The organism is Streptomyces sp. NPDC029152 (genome assembly GCF_055564355.1).
Window position 1 is genome coordinate 1 of sequence record NZ_JBVHWR010000068.1, and the last position, 1,392, is coordinate 1,392.

Genomic DNA, 1,392 nt, shown 5'->3' on the forward strand with positions numbered 1-1,392 from the left:
TACAGGCCGAGCTCGACCTCGAACTCGCCCGCCTCCAGGATCGCCTTGACCGCCGTCAGGTAACGGGCGGCGTCGGCGCCGTCCACCAGGCGGTGGTCGTAGGACAGGGTCAGGTACGTCATGTCGCGGACGCCGATGACCGTGCCCTCCTCCGTCTCGATGACGGCCGGACGCTTGACCGTGGCACCGATGCCGAGGATGGCGACCTGGCCCGGCGGCACGATGATCGTGTCGAACAGCGCGCCGCGCGAACCGGTGTTGCTGATGGTGAAGGTCGCGCCGGACAGCTCGTCCGGGGTGATCTTGTTGGCGCGGACCTTGCCCGCCAGCTCGGCCGTGGCCTTGGCGATGCCGGCGATGTTGAGGTCACCGGCGTTCTTGATGACCGGGGTCATCAGGCCCTTCTCGGAGTCCACCGCGATACCGACGTGCTCGGTGTCGAAGTAGGTGATGGTCCCCTCGGCCTCGTTGATCTTGGCGTTGATGACCGGGTGGGCCTTCAGCGCCTGGGCCGCCGCCTTGACGAAGAACGGCATCGGGGAGAGCTTGACGCCCTCACGCGCCGCGAAGGAGTCCTTCGCCTTGGCGCGCAGCTTCATCAGGCGGGTGACGTCGACCTCGACGACCGACGACAGCTGGGCCTGCTCGTGCAGCGCCTTGACCATGTTGTCGCCGATGACCTTGCGGATGCGCGGCATCTTGACGGTCTGGCCGCGCAGCGGGGAGGCCTCCAGGGAGGGGGCCTTCTTCGCGGCGGGCGCGGCGGCGGGGGCCGGAGCCTGGGTGGCGGCCTTCGCGGCCTCGGCGGCGGCGGTGACGTCCTGCTTGCGGATGCGGCCGCCGACGCCGGTGCCCTTGACGGTGGACAGGTCGACGCCGTTCTCGGCGGCGAGCTTGCGCACCAGCGGGGTGACGTAGGCACCGTCGTCCACCGGCTGGGCGGCGGCCGGGGCGGCCGGAGCCGGAGCCGGAGCGGCGGGCTGGGCCGGAGCGGCGGGCTGGGCCGGCGCGGGCGCCGGGGCGGCCGGAGCCGGAGCGGCCTGCTGCTGCGGGGCCGGGGCGGCCGGGGCGGGGGCCGGGGCGGCCTGCTGCGGGGCCGGGGCCTGGGCGGGCTCGGGCTGCGCGGGGGCGGCCGGGGCCTCCTGGGCCGGGGCGGCGGCCGGAGCGGCGCCCGCCTCGCCGATGACGGCCAGCTTGGCGCCGACCTCGGCGGTCTCGTCCTCGCCGACCACGATCTCCAGCAGGGTGCCGGAGGCGGGGGCCGGGATCTCGGTGTCGACCTTGTCGGTCGAGACCTCGAGCAGCGGCTCGTCGGCCTCGACGCTGTCGCCGACCGACTTCAGCCAGCGGGTGACGGTGCCCTCGGTGACGGACTCGCCGAGCGCGGGCAGG

The 1,392-nt window shown here is 74.1% G+C and carries 1 protein-coding gene; it reads right to left on the reverse strand.

Annotated features, from left to right (window positions below; translation table 11 throughout):
* On the reverse strand, positions 1–1,392 hold a 1,392-nt coding region (gene sucB / locus ACZ4V6_RS36550), incomplete at both ends, for a 2-oxoglutarate dehydrogenase, E2 component, dihydrolipoamide succinyltransferase (protein ID WP_467835592.1).